The 17,346-nt window shown below is 66.7% G+C and carries 19 protein-coding genes; 4 read left to right on the top strand and 15 right to left on the bottom strand.

Features of this window, described 5'->3' with window-relative positions:
- Positions 1-25 precede the first annotated feature (25 nt).
- Entirely contained in the window at positions 26-1,045 is a 1,020-nt protein-coding gene (locus AC5Y5O_RS11745) for a nitronate monooxygenase (protein ID WP_500025281.1), read from the top strand.
- A 19-nt stretch (positions 1,046-1,064) separates the two neighbouring features.
- Here AC5Y5O_RS11745 and AC5Y5O_RS11750 read toward each other — a convergent pair whose 3' ends face one another.
- Both AC5Y5O_RS11750 and AC5Y5O_RS11755 read right to left on the bottom strand, forming a co-directional pair.
- Entirely contained in the window at positions 1,065-1,289 is a 225-nt protein-coding gene (locus AC5Y5O_RS11750; RefSeq protein ID WP_500025284.1) for a hypothetical protein, read from the bottom strand.
- 171 nt (positions 1,290-1,460) lie between these two features.
- Positions 1,461-2,279, bottom strand: coding sequence for a class I SAM-dependent methyltransferase (locus AC5Y5O_RS11755; RefSeq protein ID WP_096287604.1), 819 nt, complete (start codon positions 2,277-2,279; stop codon positions 1,461-1,463).
- Positions 2,280-2,491: 212 nt separating this feature from the next.
- On the opposite strand from AC5Y5O_RS11755, the gene AC5Y5O_RS11760 reads away from it, so the two are divergent.
- Complete coding sequence (locus tag AC5Y5O_RS11760; protein ID WP_133160859.1) at positions 2,492-2,842, top strand: hypothetical protein; 351 nt, start codon at positions 2,492-2,494, stop codon at positions 2,840-2,842.
- 4 nt (positions 2,843-2,846) lie between these two features.
- Here the strand turns inward: AC5Y5O_RS11760 and AC5Y5O_RS11765 are convergent, their stop codons facing one another.
- Genes AC5Y5O_RS11765 through AC5Y5O_RS11780 form a run of 4 tightly spaced genes read right to left on the bottom strand, consistent with a single transcriptional unit; the run spans position 2,847 to position 6,904 of the window.
- Positions 2,847-4,115 (bottom strand): amidohydrolase family protein, encoded by a 1,269-nt coding sequence (locus AC5Y5O_RS11765; protein ID WP_096287600.1) that lies wholly within the window; start codon positions 4,113-4,115, stop codon positions 2,847-2,849.
- Positions 4,116-4,160: 45 nt separating this feature from the next.
- Positions 4,161-4,934 (bottom strand): class II aldolase/adducin family protein, encoded by a 774-nt coding sequence (locus AC5Y5O_RS11770; RefSeq protein WP_096287598.1) that lies wholly within the window; start codon positions 4,932-4,934, stop codon positions 4,161-4,163.
- Positions 4,921-6,543 carry a class I adenylate-forming enzyme family protein gene (locus AC5Y5O_RS11775; RefSeq protein ID WP_096287596.1) on the bottom strand — a complete coding sequence of 541 codons (1,623 nt, stop codon included), beginning with the start codon at positions 6,541-6,543 and terminating at the stop codon, positions 4,921-4,923. Before AC5Y5O_RS11775 ends, AC5Y5O_RS11770 begins: the two co-directional genes overlap by 14 nt.
- A gap of 49 nt (positions 6,544-6,592) precedes the next feature.
- Entirely contained in the window at positions 6,593-6,904 is a 312-nt protein-coding gene (locus tag AC5Y5O_RS11780; RefSeq protein ID WP_133160858.1) for a hypothetical protein, read from the bottom strand.
- Positions 6,905-7,286: 382 nt separating this feature from the next.
- On the opposite strand from AC5Y5O_RS11780, the gene AC5Y5O_RS11785 reads away from it, so the two are divergent.
- Positions 7,287-7,796 carry a hypothetical protein gene (locus AC5Y5O_RS11785; protein WP_243394021.1) on the top strand — a complete coding sequence of 170 codons (510 nt, stop codon included), beginning with the start codon at positions 7,287-7,289 and terminating at the stop codon, positions 7,794-7,796.
- On the opposite strand, the gene AC5Y5O_RS11790 is transcribed toward AC5Y5O_RS11785, so the two are convergent.
- Positions 7,793-8,533: an SDR family oxidoreductase gene (locus tag AC5Y5O_RS11790; protein ID WP_096291122.1), complete on the bottom strand. Its 741-nt coding sequence runs from the start codon at positions 8,531-8,533 to the stop codon at positions 7,793-7,795. The two genes, AC5Y5O_RS11785 and AC5Y5O_RS11790, sit on opposite strands and share 4 nt — an antisense overlap.
- Before the next feature lie 97 nt (positions 8,534-8,630).
- On the opposite strand from AC5Y5O_RS11790, the gene AC5Y5O_RS11795 reads away from it, so the two are divergent.
- Positions 8,631-9,476: a DMT family transporter gene (locus AC5Y5O_RS11795; RefSeq protein WP_096287594.1), complete on the top strand. Its 846-nt coding sequence runs from the start codon at positions 8,631-8,633 to the stop codon at positions 9,474-9,476.
- 1 nt (position 9,477) lies between these two features.
- Here AC5Y5O_RS11795 and fadD1 read toward each other — a convergent pair whose 3' ends face one another.
- Genes fadD1 through AC5Y5O_RS11835 form a run of 8 tightly spaced genes read right to left on the bottom strand, consistent with a single transcriptional unit; the run spans position 9,478 to position 17,344 of the window.
- Positions 9,478-11,082 (bottom strand): fatty-acid--CoA ligase FadD1, encoded by a 1,605-nt coding sequence (gene fadD1 / locus AC5Y5O_RS11800; protein ID WP_096287592.1) that lies wholly within the window; start codon positions 11,080-11,082, stop codon positions 9,478-9,480.
- 4 nt (positions 11,083-11,086) lie between these two features.
- Positions 11,087-12,694: a flavin-containing monooxygenase gene (locus AC5Y5O_RS11805; protein WP_096287590.1), complete on the bottom strand. Its 1,608-nt coding sequence runs from the start codon at positions 12,692-12,694 to the stop codon at positions 11,087-11,089.
- Positions 12,691-13,647, bottom strand: coding sequence for an alpha/beta hydrolase (locus AC5Y5O_RS11810; RefSeq protein WP_096287588.1), 957 nt, complete (start codon positions 13,645-13,647; stop codon positions 12,691-12,693). Before AC5Y5O_RS11810 ends, AC5Y5O_RS11805 begins: the two co-directional genes overlap by 4 nt.
- Before the next feature lie 20 nt (positions 13,648-13,667).
- Positions 13,668-14,078 (bottom strand): Zn-ribbon domain-containing OB-fold protein, encoded by a 411-nt coding sequence (locus AC5Y5O_RS11815; RefSeq protein ID WP_096287586.1) that lies wholly within the window; start codon positions 14,076-14,078, stop codon positions 13,668-13,670.
- 4 nt (positions 14,079-14,082) lie between these two features.
- Positions 14,083-15,285 carry a thiolase family protein gene (locus tag AC5Y5O_RS11820; protein ID WP_096287584.1) on the bottom strand — a complete coding sequence of 401 codons (1,203 nt, stop codon included), beginning with the start codon at positions 15,283-15,285 and terminating at the stop codon, positions 14,083-14,085.
- Positions 15,282-15,722: a hotdog family protein gene (locus AC5Y5O_RS11825; RefSeq protein WP_096287582.1), complete on the bottom strand. Its 441-nt coding sequence runs from the start codon at positions 15,720-15,722 to the stop codon at positions 15,282-15,284. The genes AC5Y5O_RS11820 and AC5Y5O_RS11825 overlap by 4 nt, the downstream gene beginning before the upstream one ends.
- 7 nt (positions 15,723-15,729) lie before the next feature.
- Positions 15,730-16,230 (bottom strand): MaoC family dehydratase, encoded by a 501-nt coding sequence (locus AC5Y5O_RS11830; RefSeq protein WP_096287580.1) that lies wholly within the window; start codon positions 16,228-16,230, stop codon positions 15,730-15,732.
- On the bottom strand, positions 16,223-17,344 hold the full coding sequence (locus tag AC5Y5O_RS11835) for an acyl-CoA dehydrogenase family protein (RefSeq protein ID WP_096287578.1): 1,122 nt from the start codon (positions 17,342-17,344) through the stop codon (positions 16,223-16,225). The genes AC5Y5O_RS11830 and AC5Y5O_RS11835 overlap by 8 nt, the downstream gene beginning before the upstream one ends.
- Positions 17,345-17,346: the final 2 nt, after the last annotated feature.

Below are 17,346 nucleotides of genomic sequence, written 5' to 3' on the forward strand. Positions count from 1 at the left end.
AACACTGAACCCGGAGGGGCGCCCCATGTTGGCACAGTTCGAGATGTCGATTCCTCTGGTTGCCGCCCCGATGTCGGGCGGCCCGACCACGCCGGCGATGGTGTCGGCGGCCACCGGGGCAGGCGGACTGGGCATGCTCGCCGCGGGCTATAAGACGGTGCAGGCCGTCGAAGCCGAGCTCAAGAGCGTGCGTGCCGAAGGAATCCCGTTCGGCATCAACCTGTTTGCACCCAATCCGGTGCCGGTCGACCCGGACCGCTACCGGGCCTACGCAGCGATCATCCAGCAGGAGGCCGAGCAGTTCGGCCTCGCTCTGCCTGCCGACCCCATCGAGGACACCGATCGGTTCGACGAGAAGATCGCGCTGCTGCTCGATGAGCCGGTGCCGATGGTGTCGTTCACGTTCGGCATCCCGCCGGGCAACGTGATCGCCGCGCTGCAGCGGGCCAAGACCGTGGTGGTCCAAACGGTGACGACGGCGCAGGAGGCGCTGCAAGCCCGCGACGCCGGCGTGGACATGCTGGCCGTACAGGCTGCCGTCGCCGGCGGGCATTCCGGCACCCTGACACCTCTGCGACCGGTGCAGCCGGTCCCGATCGTCGACCTGGTCAAACAGGTCACCGCGACGGTGCCGCTGCCGGTGCTGGCCGCCGGTGGGCTGGCAACACCCGAAGCGGTGGCCGACGTGATCCGGGCCGGGGCCGCCGCGGCCGTCGTCGGCACCGTTCTGCTGCGCGCCGCCGAAAGCGGTGCGTCGGCAACCCACCAGGCGGCCCTGACCGATCCCGCTCGGACCGAAACGGTGCTGACCCATGCCTTCACCGGACGCCCCGCCCGCGGACTGCGCAACACGTTCATCGACAACCATGAGGACCAAGCACCGTTCGGCTACCCCGCAATCCACCACCTGACCAGTCCGCTGCGCAAAGCCGCCGCGGCGGCGGGCAAGCCCGACTACGTCCACCTGTGGGCGGGCACGGGGTACCGGCACGCCACCGCCGAACCCACCGCGGACATTCTGCGGCGGCTCGCCACCGATCTGTGACGGCCGGCGGCGGCCGGACTCAGTTGCTCAGGTAGAGGTACCAAAGGCCATCGGAATGCTGGACACACGAAAAGTGTGTCCAGGTGCCGGGATGGACGACCTCGACATGCGGGCCGTCCGCCATGCACCCAGCCTCTGTCGCATAGTTGCCTTCAACGAGGATCTCATCGGCGTTGCTGACACCCACCCCGATGGTCATCGTTGCCGAAAATACCAAGATACCTGCAGCGATCAATTTCTTCACAGAATGCCTCCTGCTCGCGCCCACCCCCTGGATCCCGAAGCCAGAGTTTGCTGAGCACCGACGTTACCGACTGGAAATCGTCCACGCAATCCCGAGGTGGTGCGGACTTGGCAGTTGTGCAGCAAAGAACTCGTATTAGCTCTGGCGGGTTGCTCGCCACGCTTATGCGCCCTAGAAGGTAAACCGGTTCAGCGTGTCATAGGGGCCGAACGGCGAGGCATTGACGAATCGGTATATCCACCGCACGACGGTGCTGTCGATCTTCTCGTAGCCGGCCTGTGCCGGTGTCTGTTCGACCAATCGCAACCGTGGATCCCAGGTTTCGATGTCGCGCGCGTTGCCGATCCCCCACTTGATGATGCCCCGGGTGAGCACCTTCGAGAGCAACGGCGCCAGCGCCGAGAGGGTGTCGAATTGCAGCTCCCCAGAAGCGAATCGGTCCAGCACGCGTGCGAACAGGGCGCGGACGTCACTCTCGTCCACGTACATCAGCAGGCCCTCGGCGACGACGAGTGTCGGGTGGCCGCTGGGGATCTGATCGAGCCAACTCAACTCGGTGACCGACGAGCCGATCATCTGGTAGCGCTCGGTTTCGTCGTAGAGCTGCTGGCGAAGCCCGATGACGCTCGGCTGGTCGAGGTCGAACCACAGCACGGCCGGCGGGACCTCGAGGCGCAAGGACCGGCCGTCGAGTCCACAGCCCAGGTGCAAGACGACCGCGTCGGGGTGGTGCGAAAGGAAATCGGCACACCACACGTCGAGCTGCTTGGCGCGCAGCGCGACCAGGTACTGATTGGACGCCGGCAACGAGTTCCGGTGTATGCGTTTGAAGTCGTAGTCGATCCGATCGACGGCCTCCGCCGCGGCATGGTCGCCCAGAATCGGATGCCGAGAACGACTTTCGTGAGCACGCAGATACAGCGTCACGAGGTTGGTCCACTCCACCGAGCCCCAGCGGACCGAACTGAAATCAATCTTGCCCGTCGTCACAGTCCCCTCCTGGTTAGCGGCCTACCGATAGCGAAGCGCATCCGGGCCGTGATGGCCACCCCCGAAGCACCGGAGGGGGCAAACAAACTGGTCACGGTGCCGCAGTTGCCTGGAATCCACGGTTGCCCATCCGATCGACCCGGTGCTCCGAAGAACTGTCGAGCAACGGTTGTGGCGCGGTGACACCGCCAGGCCGGGAAAAGGGGCCTTCGATGCGACAGGTGACGTTCAAAATGGTTGCCGCTGGCGACGGTTCACCACCGACCTCAACCGGATACTGCTACTACCTGGTGGCCCACGCGGTCGCGACGGTCCTGCTGCTGCTGACCCTGGTTGCCGCGGTCTGGCAATTCATGGACTGGGTCGTCACGCCGTCGTGCCTGGAAACCAGTTCAGCGTCGTCGTCAGCGGTGGCGGTGGCCGCGGGGACCACCGCACAGCTGACGGACAAGCCGGTAGCCACCGCCGCCTCGGTCTGGATCCGCACCGCGGCACGGACCGAAGCCGCGGCCGGTTTCAAGGCCGACACCGGGGACTGCCCCTGCCCGAAGAGCGGCAAGTGAGCCGTCAGAACGCTTCGGGATCCTGCTGGACGGCTGTCGGCACCGGATGCTGGTACAAGCGCGACGCGTTCTCCCAGGTGAACTTGCGAATCGCGTCCGGGGGCAGATCACTGATCTCCTCGTGGATCGTCTGTTGCGTGTGCGGCCAGGTGGAGTCGCAGTGCGGGTAATCGGCTTCGAGCATGATGTTGTCCACACCGATTCGGTCGCGCTGTACGAACGAGGACTTGTCCTCCACCGCACAGAACCAGAAGTTGCGGGTGAAAACCTCTGCGGGAGTAAGCTTCTCCCCCAGCGACTGCCACGTGCCATACATCGCGTGGTAGCTGAGCATGTGATCGAGGCGATCGAGCAGGCCTGCCACCCAGCCGATTCCGCCTTCGGACAGGCAGATCTTGAGATCCGGGAACCTGCTCGGCAATCCGGAGTACAGCCAGTCCACGGCCGCCGAGATGGCGTAGGCGAAGAACAGCACACCCTGTACGTCCGGCGGAGCGTCCTCGGTGGTCGACGGCGAGGAACCCGACGATCCGATATGCAGATTCACCACGGTTTCGGTCTCGGCGCATGCGGCCATGATTGGATCCCAGTGTCCCGAATGGATACTCGGCAACCCGAGCATGGCGGGGTTCTCACTGAACGTCACCGCGTGAAAGCCGCGCGCGGCGTTCTCGCGGATCATCGTGGCGCCCAGCTCGGGGTCCAGCAGCCAGGGCAGCTGGCAGGGAATGATCCGCTCGGGATACGACCCGGCCCACACCTCGAAGTGCCAGTCGTTCCAGGCCCGCACCGCGGCCAGCGCCAGATCGCGATCCTTGGTCACCTGCTGCAACCGCTGGCCGGCAAAGCCGGGCAGGAATGACGGAAAATTCAGCGACGCGTAGATGCCGTTGAGGTCCATGTCCTTGACGCGCTCATGGATATCCCATGCGCCCCTGCGCATTTCGTCGAATCGAACCGGCTCGAAACCGTACTCGGCCACCGGGCGCCCGACCACGGCGTTGAACCCGACGTTGGGCAGTTCCTGATTGTCGTAAACCCAGGTTTGTCCGCCGCTGGCGGTGTCGACGACCCGCGGCGCACGGTCGGCGAATTTTCGGGGCAGCCGGCCGGTGAAGGTGTCCGGGGGTTCCACGATGTGGTCGTCGACCGAGATCACCGTGTAGCGGCGTGGTGAACGCGGCGGATCCGGCAGAAACGTGACCGACCGCTCGTCGCCGGTCTTGGCGGTCGTGAAACTCAGATCAGAGGCTAGCTCGTCAATTGATTTCATGGCGCAATCTCCTTCCGCGTCGGCCGGCGGTGATATTTGCCGAGCTCAGCTGAGTACATCGGGATCCGCTTTGATCGTCATCCGCGCCGCGCCAGCCCAATACACGTCAGCGGCGCGCTCGATCAGGGACCGCTGCATGCCCGCCATGTCGGACCAGTTCATCGCGACCGGCTCCTTGCCGGTGAGCATGACGTCGTAGGCCAGCTTGCAGACCCGCTCGATCGACGCCGCCCGGTATACCGCCTCGGGCAGGTTCCGGCCCGTCGCTATGACGCCGTGGTTGGCCAGAATCGTGAGGTTGGCACGGCCGATGCGCGCCGCGAGGTCGGCTGCCCGGTCGGGGCTGTCGATCTCACCGTCGTATTCGCCGACCAGGCACAGGTCGTCCAGGAACAACGCGCCGGTCTGGTGCACCAGCTCGGGCAGCCTGCCCAACGCCGCGAGCACGCAGACGTAGTACGGGTGATTGTGAATGACCACCCGGGCGTCCTCGCGCACCCGGTGCAGCTCGGTATGAATGTGGATGGCCGGGGTGACGTCCCACCGACCGCTGACCACTCGAGCTTCGCTGTCTACCAAGCAGATATCGGACGCGGTGAGTTCCTGCCACCACAGTCCCCACGGATTGACCAACATGTCGGATTGCCCGTCTAGCTGCCAGGTGATGTGTCCGGCCATGTTCTCGGCGAACCCGATGCCGGCCAGATGCCGGAAGGCAACGGCGAGCGCCTGCTCGTTGGACAACTCGACACCGATCGGGGGCACCACCGACGGCGCCCACACCTGCAGGCCACCTCGTCGTGGACTAGGCGTGTTCATGTTCGGCCTCCATCCTTGCTCGAATATCCTGGCGGAGTTCGCCTTTGGCGATCTTCCCGCCGGACGACCGGGGTATTGCGTCGACGACGACGAGGTGTTCGGGCAGCAATTCCTTGGATACCCCCAGCGCCAGCAGGTGGTCGACGAGTGCGGGCAGGTCGAGGGTCGCGGCGTCGGCGAGTTCGGCGTAGAGACAGACCCTTTCGCCGAAGACCGGATCCGGCATCGCCACCGCCGCGGCCAGCGCAATCGCGGGGTGAGTCATCACGGCGTCCTCGACCTGTGATGCGCTGATGTTCTTGCCGGCCCGCAGGACGAAGTCGGACGTCCGGCCGGTGATGGTCAGATAGCCCTCAGCGTCGAGCTCGCAGATATCGCCCATCAGCATCCAGCCGTCGCGAGTGAACAGCTTGTCGTGGTCGGTACCCCCGAGATAACCGAGGCTGGTCGCGGGGCCTCGGCACGCCGGCTGACCCCGTCCCGTCGCGGTGACGTCTTGATCCCCGTCGAAGAGCCGAACCGCCATTTCGGGAACGATCCGTCCGCCGGTGCGCAGGCGACGATCCAGCGGATCGTCCACGGTTGTCGCACTGAGCAGACCTGTTTCGTTCGAGCCGTAGAACTGCAGGATCTTCGCGCCGGTGAGCTCTTCGAATTCGACCGCCGGCCGGTACGGAATCGCCTCACCGCCGGTGAAAACGACACGCAGCGAGCTCAGGTCGTACTCCCTGGACGCGCGGTCAGCCATCAGCATCGTCAATTGCGAACTCACACAACATAATACGGATACTTTGTGCCGGGCTATCGCCTCACACGCAGCGCGCGCCGAAAAGCGCTGCAGAATCACCGCGGTGGCACCGAGGTAGATCGGGGTGGTGTGGCTGGTCCATATTCCGAAGCCGAACGGCATCGGGATGACCGGCAGGAACACGTCGTCGGACGTCAACTGCCCGTTGGCGACGGCCTTCTGGTGAAAGTAATGCCACCGATTCTGTGTATGCACGACGCACTTGGGCAGGCCGGTGGTCCCCGACGTGGAGTTGATCAGGAAGACATCGTCGGGGCCGAGTTGAGATTCGGCGGCGACCGCCTTCGGGCGCGCTCCACTGTTCAGGCGCGGCGCTCCGGCCTCCTCCGCCAGGATCATTAGCGATACCGATGATTCTGCGGTGGCCCGGGCCGCGTCATCGCCGTGCTTGGGGTCACTGATCAGGATCTTCGGTGCCGCGTTGCGCAGCAGTGCGCCGACCTCCCGGGTACCGGCGCGCGCACCGATGCCGACGACGACGCCACCACAACGCTCGATCGCGACGAACAGCACGTGTATCGCGCCGGAGTCCCCGTGCCACACCGCAATTCGGTCACCGCGCGCAACGCCGGTACCGGCCAGCTGACCCGCCAAATGATCTGCCGCAGAATTGAATTCGCGCCATGTCAACGACGTGCCGGGTTCGTCGGAATAGGCGAAGCGCTCTGGTGATCGTTCGGCGTTGCGCCGCACCGCGTCCGACAGTGTCGAATCGGACCACCATCCGGCCGCGCGGAACCGGGCCGGGTCGTCGTCGGTGAATGCCGGCGAGCCCTCGGTATTCAGCTCACCGGCGCTCATGACCAAATGATAGGAAACCTATGCGGGCTGTGGATGGCGGGTTGGCCGGCTAGGGATTGCGCGGCAGTGGAAGCGGATCTCCCGGACCATGCACAAGACGCGGCGGGCGCTTCGGGGGCGGCGGCCGGTCGGGATTGATGGGCCCACAATTGAGGCCGCTGATGCAGCCGCCACCGCCACCGGCGGGTTTGACCCGCAGGGCGCCCCCACCATCTCCGGCAGGCGCGGGAACCACGCTGGACGACGGAACGGCAGAGGTGGCGGGCGACTCGTCAGCCGAACCAATACCGCCGAACGCCACCGCAAGTACTGCCGCACCGCCGCATAATGCGGCTACCGCCTTGCCCTTGTGATTTCCCACGACGACCATTGTAGGCGCGGGTGCCCTGTTACTGCGGAAGACGCGGAGGGTTGGTTACCGGTGGAGGCCGGTTCGGGTTGATGCGCCCACAGTTCAGGCCGACGATGCAGCTGGCGCCGCCGCCTTCGGGTTGGATCCTCAGGCCCATCGGTTGCGACGCGTCACTCGCCCAGCAGCAGGGCCCGGGTGTTGGGGTGGGGTCCGCGCTGACGGACGGCGCTGTCGTCACGCCGACACCGCCAAGCCCCATCGAGAGCACGGCCGCGCCGCATGCCGCGGCTAGCGTCCTACCCGTGCGTCTAAGCACGTGTCGAATTCTAGTTTTTCCGCGGCGCAATGTGTAGAGCCGTAATGCGCCCACGTCGCGCCTATCATTGCCGGGGTGTGGTCGGCGCTGCGAGGCAGACAGCTGGGCCCGGGCCTGCTGTGCGGCGCGGCCGCCGGTGCGGCGGGCACCACCACACTGAATGTCATCACCTACCTCGACATCGCGGTGCGAGGCCGTCCGACGAGTAGCACCCCCGAGCGGACCGTCGAAGCCATGGCGAGGTTGTTGGGCCTCACCGTTCCCGGCAGCGGCGACGTGCTCGCCAACCGAATCGCGGGGCTCGCAGCGCTCACCGGGTATGCCGCGGGGATCGGCATGGGCGTCATTCTGGGGCTGGCGTATGCGTTGGGCTGGCGGCCCGGACTACTGGTCGCCACCCTCGTCGCGTCGGCCATCGCTCTGGTCGGCACGAACGGACCGATGACCGTTCTCGGGGTTACCAATCCGCTCACCTGGAGTGCGGCCGACTGGATCAGCGACCTGGTTCCACATCTGGGCTATGGCGTGGTCACGGCCCTGGTGTTGCACTACCTCGCGCCACTCTGCCGGCCCGCGGGCCGCTAGCCCTGGACCGTGGGCCGGATGGTGATGTCCCCGACCTCCACTTCGTCGGGCTGCTCGACGGCGAACGCGATGGCGCGTGCGACCGCGTCCGGTGGAATACCGACGTCGCTCATCGTGCGCCGGATCTGCTCGCGCAACGCGACGTCGTCGATCGACGTGTCGAGTTCAGTGTCAACGAAGCCCGGCGATATCGATGTCGTACGGACCATGCCGTCGGTCGACTCTTGGCGCAGACCCTCCATCACCGTGCGCACCGCGTTCTTGGTCGCCGCGTACACCGCCATGGTCGGCACGATCTTCAGCCCGGCCGTCGAGACTGTCGTCACGAAGTGCCCGCGGCCCTGCCGGCGAAACATCGGGAGTGCCGCGGCGAACCCGTGCAGCACCCCGCGAAGGTTGACGTCGATCATCGCCGCCCAGCCGTCGACGTCCAGTTCGGAGATCGGCCCGATCTTGCTGATGCCGGCGTTGCTCACCAACACGTCGAGGCGACCGAACCGGTCGACGGCGGTACCGACGAGCCGCTCGAGATCCTCCCGACGGGCGACGTCGACCCGGCAGCTGACGGCCTGTCCCCCGTGATCGCCTATCTCGCCTGCGATCTCGTCAAGACGTTCGACGCGACGCGCACCCAGGACCACGCGTGCGCCGCGGCCGGCTAGCAGGCGCGCGGTCGCCTCGCCGATCCCGCTACTCGCCCCGGTGACGGCCACGACCTTGCCCTCAATGCCTGTCATCGCCATCCCCTCGCGCCGCTGAATGCCCCACTGCGCCATTGTCGCCCTGCGCCTGCGCGGCCCTGCCCGAGAACCCTCGCTCGGCTACTGTCGGTCAATGCTGATCGGGTTCCTCCTCGCTCTGGGCTGTTCGGTGTGTTACGGCACCGCCTCGGTACTGCAGGCTGTCGCCGCGCGGTCGGTGGAATCCGGCGGCAAATCCGGTGTCGACGCGAAGCTGCTGCTGCGTGCCCTGCGGCAGTGGCGCTACATCGCGGGCATCGGCCTGGACGGCGTCGGCTTCCTGTTGCAGGTCGCGGCGCTTCGCCTGGTGCCGATTTACGTCGTCGCCGCAGCGCTGGCCGCCTCGATCGCGGTCACCGGCATCGTGTCGGTGTGGGTGCTCTCGGCACGGCTGTCCAAGGCCGAGTGGACCGCCGTGGGTGTGGTGTGTGTGAGCCTCTTCGCGCTCGCTTGTGCCGCCGGTCCGGGCCACTTCCGGCATGGCCCAGCCGGACTCGGCTGGGCGTTGATCGTCGTCGTCGCCGCCATCTTCCTGGTCGGCACCGTCGCCGGCCGGTTGCCCGACCGCGAACGTGCACTCGTCCTGGGCCTCGGCGCCGGAAGCGGATTCGGCGTCGTCGAAATCGGAGTGCGCCTGGTCGACGAGATCGACCCGACCAAGGCCGCGTTCTACACCAACCCGGCGCTGTACGCCGCGGCCGCAGGCGGCGCCGCGGGGTTCCTGTTGTTCACCTCCGCCCTACAACGCGGATCGGTCACCACCACGGTGGCCGCGATGGTCGTCGGTGAAACCATCGCGCCCGCACTGGTCGGCGTGCTGTGGCTGGGTGATACCGCGCGGCCCGGTTGGGGGTGGGTGGTCATCCTGGGATTCGTTGTGGCCGTGGGCGGCACGCTGGTCCTGGCCCGATTCGGCGAGGCGCCCAGCTCCGCGGAGTGAGCTAGGACGGTGCAACTTCTGAAACCTGTTGTGGCGCAATCGCAAATGTTGTGCCGCGCGGTTCCCGGGTCAGCAGCACTCCACCCTCGGCGTCGATGCCGGCGGCGATCAGTTCGCGCTTGAGGATCTTGTTGGTGGCGGTCGCCGGGAGGTCGTCGTTGATGCGGACGTAGCGTGGCCAGGCCTTCGGGGAGAGATCGCTCTGGCCGGCCAGGAACTCCTCGAGATCGGTTGGCCGCAAATCCATCCCGCGCCGAAGCACCAGCGCCGCCATCACCTGGTCGCCGACCCGCTCGTCCGGTACCGCATAGACCGCGACCTGGCTGACCTGCGGCAGTCGTTCCAGGATCCGCTCGATCGGCGCCGCCGCGAGGTTCTCGCCGTCCACCCGCATCCAGTCGGCGGTACGGCCGGCGAGGTAGATGAAGCCGTCGGCATCGCGATAGGCCAAGTCGCCCGCCCAGTACATGCCGTGTCGCATCCGCTCGGCGGTGGCGTCCGGATCGTTGTAGTAGCCGGCGAACGGCCCCGCTCCTGTGGTGTTAACCAGCTCGCCGACGGCGTCGTCGAAGTTGATCAGCGCGCCGTGTTCGTCGAACTGGGCGACGGCGCACTCCGTCAAAGTTGCGGGGTTGTAGATGCTGACGCCGGGATACGGCTTGCCGATCGAGCCGGGCGGGGTGCCGTCCTCGCGCACCACGATCACCGCGAACTCGCTGGATCCGAAGCTGTCCACCACCCGGCAACCGAAACGCCTTGCGAATTCCGTGATATCGCGATCGGTTGCCTCGTTGCCGAACGCCATCCGCAGTGTCGTTTCGGCGTCGTCGGGAAGCTCGGGAGTGGAAAGGATCAGAGCAAGCGGCTTGCCGACGTAATTCAGGTAGGTCACGCCGTAGCGACGGACGTCCTCGATGAACCGCGACGGCGAGAACTTGGCCGGGACCATCAGCGCCCCGCTGCCGATGGCGACGGCCCAGCCGGCGGCGACGCCGTTGGAGTGGAACAGCGGCATCGCCAGATAGCAGACATCGGCCGCGGTGACGTGGTACTGAAAGACCAGGCTGGCGCCACACATGATCGCCATGCCGTGTGCGAACCGCACGGCCTTGGGGTTGCCGCTGGTTCCGGAGGTGAAGATCATCATGAACGTGTCGGCGGCGGTGACCTCGCGGTGGGCGGTCAAGGGTGGTGCCGCGGCCACCGCGTCGGCGTAGCGCACCGACCCCACATCCAGAACCTGAATTCCCTTGAGATCCAGGCCTTCCAACAAGGGCAGGTGCTCGTCGTCGATCAGCAGAAGCTGGCAGTCGGAGCGCTGGATATCGGAAAGCAGCGCAGCCCCGCGGCGGGTGGTGTTGAGCCCGCACAAGACGTAGCCGCCCAACGCGGCGGCGGCCATCGCGCGCAACATCGCCGGCGAATTACCCAGTGCGGCACCGACATGCAACGGGCGATCCGGGTCGGCGAGGGTAATCACCGCCGCCGCCTCGGCCTCGGCCTCGGCAAGGTGCTCGCGCCACGTCCACGTCGCGTCGCCGTGCGCGATCGCAGGGGTGTCGTCATGCCTGCGCAGCCGCAACAGCTGCTGAACCGTCTCCGGCACGGTCTCACTTCCCCTTTGATCTCGTCGTCAACACCAACCCGGCGTAATTGTGTTGGGCCACATCGTCGCAGTGGCGCCGGTAGGTACCGAATCCGCCGATGTACGGCATGAAGGTGCGCTTCTTGCCTTCGATGTTGGAGCCCAGGTACCACGACGACGCGGCCTTGGGAAACAGCGTCCGCTCGGCGGCCTCGGCCACCTGGTCGGTCCACGCCCGGGCCGCGTCCAGGCGCGGCTCGATCTCGCTGACCCCCTGTTGCCGCGCGGCGCGAATCAGGTCGATGACCCAGTCGACCTGAACCTCGGCGTGCAGCACCATGTTCGCCAGCACCGACGGACTCCCCGGCCCGCTGATCGTGAACAGATTCGGCAGCCCGGGCACCATCAGGCCGAGAAAGGTCAACGGTCCGTCATGCCAGATGTCCCGCAGTCGCTCGCCCCCGGGTCCGGACGGGTTGATTCGAGTCAACGCCCCCGTCATGGCGTCGAAGCCGGTGGCGAAGATCAGCACATCGAGCGGATAGATCGCCGCGCTGGTGCGCGCCCCATGCGGCGTGATCTCGCGGATGGGCTCGCGGCGCAGGTTCACCAGCTGCACGTTGTCGCGATTGAAAATGGCGTAGTACCCGCTGTCCGTACAGATCCGTTTGGTTCCGATCGGATGGTCGAGCGGGATGAGATCGGTTGCGACGACGGGATCGGTGACGATGTCGCGGATCCGCTCCTCGGCGAAGCGCCGGGCGACGTCGTTGGCGGCCGGGTCACTGGTCTGGTCGGGGAAGGTCTTGGCGAACAGAACGCCACCTTCGCGCCAGCGCTTCCACAACGCCTCGGCTTGTTCCCCGGGTTCGGTATCGACGGCGTTCTTGGGGTAGGTGCCGTGCGGTGTGCCGGCCGATGCATACGCCGAGGCCCGCCGGCGCTCGGGATACTGCTCCTGGATCTCTCGTTGTTCCTCGATTGACCACGGCCGGTTCGACATCGGAATGGTGTAGTTCGCCGATCGCTGAAACACGACGAGGTGGCGGGCTTGGTCGGCGATGATCGGCGCCACCTGGATTCCGGATGATCCCGTGCCGATCAGGCCGACCCGCTTGTCGCGCAGATCGGGATCCTCGCGCGGCCACGCGGCCGTGAAATACACCTCGCCCGAAAAGTCGTCAACTCCAGCGATATTGGGCCGATTCACCGCCGATAGACAGCCGGTTGCGCACAACAGAAATTGTGCCGCATAGGTATGTCCGGTGGCGGTCTGGACGTGCCAACGATCTCGATCGAAGGCGGCTCCGACCACGTCGACACCGAATCGATAATGGCGACGCAGCTCGAAGCGGTCGGCGACGTGCCGCAGGTAGGCCAGGATCTCGGGCTGCGCGGCGAAGCGCTCGCTCCACTGCCAGCTTCTCTGCAGGTCGTCGTCGAAAGAGTAGGAATAGTCCACACTTTCGACGTCGCATCGCGCTCCGGGATAGCGATTCCAGTACCAGGTGCCCCCCACGTCGGGGGCCGCTTCGACGCCGATCACCGACAGGCCCGACGTCGCCAGCCGGTGCACGGCATAGAGCCCGGCGAACCCGGCGCCGATCACGATGACGTCGCTCACCTCGGTCATATCGAGCCGCCTCGGTGTGCCGGGTGCAAGAGCCGGCGCAGATCGGCGAAGACCAGGTCCTGCGCCGAGGTCGCGGGCCCGAAGGATGGGATGGTCATGAAGCCGTGGAACAGTCCGGGAAAGTCGCGGTGCACGATCGGTACTCCCGCATCGCGCAGCCGGCGAGCGTAGTCGCACCCCTCGCTGTGCAGGGGATCCAGCCCCGCGGTGACGATCACCGCGGGTGCCAGGCCCGCATGCGAGTCCGCGCGTGCCGGGGCCACCAGGTCGGGCGGGTCCACGACCCCTTCGGCACCGACGTATTGATGCCAGTACCACTGCATCGCCGCCCGGGTGTTGAAGTATCCCGTGGCATAGCGGTGGTAACTGTCGGTGTCGAAGCTCGGATCGATCACCGGGTAGATCAGCACCTGCGCGGCAGGTGGCGTGACTCGCTGGTCACGGCACAGGATCGCGGTGACCGCGGCGAGATTCCCGCCGGCGCTGTCACCGGCGACGGCAGTGCGCGCGGGATCGATGCCGAGTTCGGCGGCGTGCTCGATCACCCAGCAGAATCCCGCAAAGGCGTCGTGCACCGCCGCGGGCGCGCGATGCTCGGGAGCCAGACGGTAGTCGACGGACACCACAACGGCCTGACTGCCGCGGGCCAGGGCCCGGCAGAACCCATCGTGGGATTCGATGTCGCAGAAGACGAATCCGCCCCCGTGATAGAACACGATCCCGGCACGGTCCGCGGCGGGCACGCCGCGCGGGCAGTAGATGCGTACGCCGATGGCACCCCCGGGGCCGGGTATTGCGCGGTCGGTGGTGCTCTCGACGTCATCGATGTTGTCGACCGGCATCCGGCGGGCGGCCACCGCGGCGCGTGCCTTCGCACCGGTCATGGTCTCGACGCACGGGAACCCCGCGTTCAACTGGTCGAGCATCACCTGCACGACGTCGTCCATCTGCACCTGGCACCTCACCGTTGAGGTCACGCGGGCCGATATCGCAACAGGGTGATACCGGCCTCGGGCAGATCGTAGAACACCGGCTCCACCCGCATACCGATCCGGATGTCGCTGGGGTCGATGTCGATCAATTCGGTGCTGATCCGCGGCCCGGCATCCCATTGCACCACGGCGAGCAATTGCGGCACGGCATCCGCCCAGGGCGGGGCGGTGGGTCTGCGGGCAACCGTGAAGGTGTACAGCGTTCCCGCACCATCGATTTCACGCCACTCCAGATCATCGGCCAGAGTTCCGGGGGCGAGCGTGCGCGGATAGAACACGTAGCGGTGCAGCGAGGGCGAGTACTGGACCACGATTCGATGCTGGGCCAAGCCATCCCAGAAGGGCTTCGACACCGGGGTGGGCTCGGGAATTGGACGGGGTTCGGTACTCAAGGCCTCAGTCCCCCCGCATGATCAGCGCGACCTGCTCGCTCATGATGCCGCCGTTGCCGGTCACGAACGCGGTGTGACAGTCCGGCACCTGCGCCTGCCCGGCTCGTCCCATGACCTGGCGCGCCCCGTCGACGACGTGATGCATGCCGCCGGCCATGCCGGCCTGACCGAACGACAGCTGACCGCCGGCGGTGTTGAGCGGAAAGTCTCCGCGGTAGGTCAAGTCGCGCCCGGCGACCCAGGATATGCCCTCGCCCTTGGCGCAGAAGCCGGCATCCTCCAGGCTCATCAGCACCGTAATCGTGTAGCAGTCGTAGATCGAGGCGATGTCGACATCGGAGGGGTCCAGCCCGCACATCGCAAATGCCTTACCGGCGGCCCGCGCGATCGGGGTGTGCAGCAAGTCCTCGGCGTAGGTCGGCGTCTTGAATGCGATGTGCTCGCCAAACCCCTTGATCCACACCGGGCGGTGCCGGCCGCGGCGGGCGATGTCGGCATTGGCAAGCAGCACGCCCACTCCCCCGTGCACGCGCATCACCGTTTCAAGCAGGTGGATCGGATCGGCGATCATCGGGCTGGCGAGGACGTCGTCGACGGTGATCGGGGTGCCGTGGAAAACCGCGCCGGGATGCGCACAGGCGTTGGTGCGCTGGTCTACCGCGATCTTGGCGACCGCGGCGGGGTCATAGCCGAATTCCGCGGCGTAGCGCTGCGCGATCTGCGCGTAGGGTGCGTTCTGGCCCAGGTTGCCGTACGGGATTTCGAACTCGGCCTGCGGCGACCCATAGTTATTCGACGATGCCCCAAACCAATTCGGCGCCGGTACCGGGCGTTTTTCGGATTGGGGCACCGATGCGGACCCGGGCACCACGGCCAGCACGGCGTCGCAGATGCCCAATTCGATCGCGGCGGCGGCCCGCCAGACCATCCCGGCGGACGTCGCCCCGCCCAGATCGACACGTTCGCCGAAATCCAGGGCCAGGCCCAGGTATTCGCACAGCGTCGCCGGGGCGAACATCGTCGATTCCGCCACGCCGTGGGTCAGCAGACCGTTGATATGCACCGGATCGACGCCGGCATCCTCGACCGCCATCTTCGCCAGCAGCGCGTACTGGTCGAGGGTGAACAGCGGCGGTCCCGCCGGACGACGCAGCGCCGGCAACTCCGCGATGCCGACGATCGCCGCCTCGCCCCGCAGTCCGGTCACGACGGCGTTCCGCGCAACGGCAGTTCGACCGTCGCGGTTCCGGGCATCAGGACCGTGTCGTCGCGGCGGCCGCTGATTTCGAGATCCACCAGCCCGGCGCCGTCCGTCAGGCGCTTGCCGGTGACCACCGCGCCGAACGTCAGCGACTGGCCGGGCAACGCGGTGGCGCGGTTTTGCACCGAGAAGCAGACCAGACGACCGCGCCCGCCGATCCAGTCGCCGAGCGCGCGGGCCAGCAGTGCCGCCTGAAGCGGACCGTGCACCAGCACGTCGTCGTAGCCCTCCACGTCCCGGGCCCACTGTTTGTCGTAGTGGATGCGGTGGCCGTTGTAGGTGGCGGCGCTGAAGAAGAACAGCTGAGTCTCGTCGGGGGTGACGGTCAGCGTGGGAATCGGCTCGCCGACGCCGATGTCGTCGTAATACACCTGTCCAGTCATCACGGTCCTAGGGTCGGGCGATCATCGACGTCGAGGCCTCGGCGACCAGCTCGCGGTGCTGGTTGTGGTACACCGTGTGCCAGGTGACCAGAACGAATTTGCCGGAGCGACCTTGCTTTTCGACGATCGACTCGATAGTGCGCACCATTTCGACCTCGTCGCGGTGATAGGCCGGCAGATGAAAGGTGAAGCTCTCGCCACCGGCCATCCGTTTGGGAGCACGCGGAAACGCCAGACTCCCCGAAACCGCACCGGAGGAGCCGTCGGGCCGCAACGAATCGAGCCGCGCCACGCCGAGCACCGCGTACTGCAGATACAGCGGCGGACAGAAGACGTCGCGAAAGCCGTTGGCGCGGGCATAGTCCGGATCGAAGTACAGCGGATTGTGGTCACCGACCGCGGCCGCCCAGCGCTGCCAATCGCGTCGATTCACTTCGCCGGTCGCGGTCGCGGCGACGGTACCCACGCGCGACGCCGACTCGGCGTCGATCAGGGTGTCCTCACTCACCGATTTCCTCCAACGTTTCCTCCAGCCAGGCCGCGGCGACTTCTGCCCCGCCGCCGAGAGTTGAACCGAGCCTTGCTCGTTCGGTCCACAAGTGCAGATCGGTTTCGGTCACATACCCGATTCCGCCGTGCAGTTGATGCGCGTCCAGCGTGACCAGCCGGGCCGCCGTCGCGGCATGCATGCGCGCAATCGCGGTTTGACGGGTCGCCAGCTGTCCTCGCGCGATCCAGAAGACGGCGGAATATGCGGCCAATCGCGCGGCGGCCACGGCGATGTGCATATTGGCGATCAGATGCTGCGCCGCCTGGAAGGAGGCGATCGGACGGCCGAACTGATGGCGCAGCTTGGTGTACTCGACGGTGCGGTCCAGCACCGCATGACCGACCCCGACCAGGTCAAGTGATCCCAACGACACCGCCGCATTGGCCAAGCGGCGCAACGCGGTTCGATCCGGCGCATTGTGATCGAGCAGCTCTTCGGCGCTGACCGCCACATCGTCGAACCGGACCGCGAACGCCCGGTACCCACCCGTCATGGCCAGTGGATGCACGTTCACCCCGGCCGCGTGGGCGTCCACGGCGAACACCAGTGTGCGTTCGCCTGCCGAGGCTGACACCACGATCAGGTCGGCGACGTCGGCGTCGGCGACATAGTCGGCTGTCCCGTTCAGCCGCCATCCGGATGCGTCTGAATGCGCCTGCAGCACCGGCGAAACATCCGCGGCGTCACGGACATTCCACAAGGCCGTGGCGCCCCGGGCGGTCCCGTCCGCCAGTCGCCGCAGCCACGCGGTCTTGGCCTCCGGCGAGCCGAGTTGGTCGATCACGAGCGCCGCCGCGATGGTGCTGTGCACGGCTGTCGGGCACAGCCCGCGTCCGGCCTCGGTATAGAACACGGCGAGGTCGTCGAGCGAGCCACCCGACCCGCCGTACTCCTCGGCGACGGCGAGCCCGAACACACCGGCGTCCGCCAATGCCTTCCACAGCGCCGGGATACTTCGATCGGCACCGGGTTCGGCGAGCGCGCGCACCAGACTCACCGGGCACTCCGCGGCCAGCAGCGCGCGCACCGACGCGGCGAACTCGCGCTGTTCAGCGGTGGGGATCGCTTTCACGC

Source organism: Mycobacterium sp. NGS40, from assembly GCF_059812735.1.

Coding starts and splice junctions, on each gene's coding strand:
- AC5Y5O_RS11745 (WP_500025281.1), top strand. CDS start 26: ATGTTGGCACAGTTCGAGATGTCGATTCCTCTGGTTGCCGCCCCGATG.
- AC5Y5O_RS11760 (WP_133160859.1), top strand. CDS start 2,492: ATGCGACAGGTGACGTTCAAAATGGTTGCCGCTGGCGACGGTTCACCA.
- AC5Y5O_RS11765 (WP_096287600.1), bottom strand. CDS start 4,115: ATGAAATCAATTGACGAGCTAGCCTCTGATCTGAGTTTCACGACCGCC.
- AC5Y5O_RS11770 (WP_096287598.1), bottom strand. CDS start 4,934: ATGAACACGCCTAGTCCACGACGAGGTGGCCTGCAGGTGTGGGCGCCG.
- AC5Y5O_RS11775 (WP_096287596.1), bottom strand. CDS start 6,543: ATGAGCGCCGGTGAGCTGAATACCGAGGGCTCGCCGGCATTCACCGAC.
- AC5Y5O_RS11790 (WP_096291122.1), bottom strand. CDS start 8,533: ATGACAGGCATTGAGGGCAAGGTCGTGGCCGTCACCGGGGCGAGTAGC.
- AC5Y5O_RS11795 (WP_096287594.1), top strand. CDS start 8,631: ATGCTGATCGGGTTCCTCCTCGCTCTGGGCTGTTCGGTGTGTTACGGC.
- AC5Y5O_RS11805 (WP_096287590.1), bottom strand. CDS start 12,694: ATGACCGAGGTGAGCGACGTCATCGTGATCGGCGCCGGGTTCGCCGGG.
- AC5Y5O_RS11825 (WP_096287582.1), bottom strand. CDS start 15,722: ATGACTGGACAGGTGTATTACGACGACATCGGCGTCGGCGAGCCGATT.